Below are 1,190 nucleotides of genomic sequence, written 5' to 3' on the forward strand. Positions count from 1 at the left end.
GCGAACTCACCTTTGCGGAAGGTGGCCATGGCGGCGTCGTAGTCGCGCTTCTCACTCGGGTCAGCCAAGAACTCTCGCCCATCTATGGTCGTACGGGAAGGCTCAAACTTGCGCAGGCGCTCATCGACGACCAGGGCAACACCGTGCAGACGCGCCGCAAGCTCAAGCCCACGCACGTCGAGCGCACGGTTTTCGGCGAAGGCGACGGCTCGGACCTTGCCGTGGTCGAGACGGCGCTGGGCAACATCGGCTCGCTCTCGTGCTGGGAGCACTTGCAGCCGTTGAGCAAGTACGCGATGTATTCGCAGAACGAGCAGATCCACTGCGGCGCATGGCCGAGCTTCTCGCTGTACCGCGGCGCGGCCTATGCGCTGGGTCCCGAGGTCAACAACGCCGCGAGCCAGGTGTATGCGGCCGAGGGCCAGTGCTTCGTGGTCGCGCCCTGCGCCACCGTGTCGAAGGCCATGAGCGAGCTGATGTGCACCGACGCGGGCAAGCAGCAGATGCTGCGCACCGGCGGCGGCTTTGCGCGCATCTACGCGCCCGACGGCTCGCCACTGGGCACGCCGCTGGCGGAAGACGAAGAAGGCCTGGTCATCGCCGACATCGACCTCGGCATGATCTCGCTCGCCAAGGCGGCTGCCGACCCCAGCGGCCACTACTCGCGGCCCGATGTCACCCAGCTACTGCTCAACAAGACGCGCCGCGAACCCGTGGTGGTGCAGCACTCGCCAGAGCCTGAAAGCAGCGTGCCCGAGCCGGTCGCGGCCTGAACCCACGGAGGCATGCCATGGAATCAGCCATTGCCGAGCACCTGAAGTGCCCTCGCACGCGGCATCGCCGCGTGGAAGACGACTACACGCCGCCCTACCCCGTGTGGGCGGCCCGCGCCGCCACGTCGGTGACGCAGGTCGTGATGGGCTACTTCGGCGTGCAATCGCGCGGCGCCGAAATGCAGGGCCGCGCCTGTGCCGCGCTGATGAAGATCGCGCGCGACTTCGCCCTGCCCGATGGCCCGGGCCACCACGACCTGACGCACTACGTCGATGCCGACGGCTTCGACAACATGATCGCAATCGCCTACTGGAGCGACGCCGCAGCCTACGCACGCTGGTGCACCACGCCCGCCATCGATGCCTGGTGGCGCTCCGACGAACGGCTCAACGAAGGCCTCGGTTACTTCCGCGAGA

The 1,190-nt window shown here is 67.4% G+C and carries 2 protein-coding genes; both read left to right on the top strand.

The window, feature by feature from the left end; translation table 11 throughout:
• Window positions 1–773 (top strand): nitrilase-related carbon-nitrogen hydrolase (locus ACSFA3_RS24540; protein WP_435507981.1); only part of this gene is annotated, 773 nt, incomplete at its 5' end.
• A gap of 17 nt (window positions 774–790) precedes the next feature.
• On the top strand, window positions 791–1,190 hold a 400-nt coding region (locus ACSFA3_RS24545; RefSeq protein WP_435507982.1), incomplete at its 3' end, for a phenylacetaldoxime dehydratase family protein.

Source organism: Variovorax glucosi (genome assembly GCF_051216695.1).
In the GTDB taxonomy this organism is placed as follows: Bacteria; Pseudomonadota; Gammaproteobacteria; order Burkholderiales; family Burkholderiaceae_C; genus Variovorax.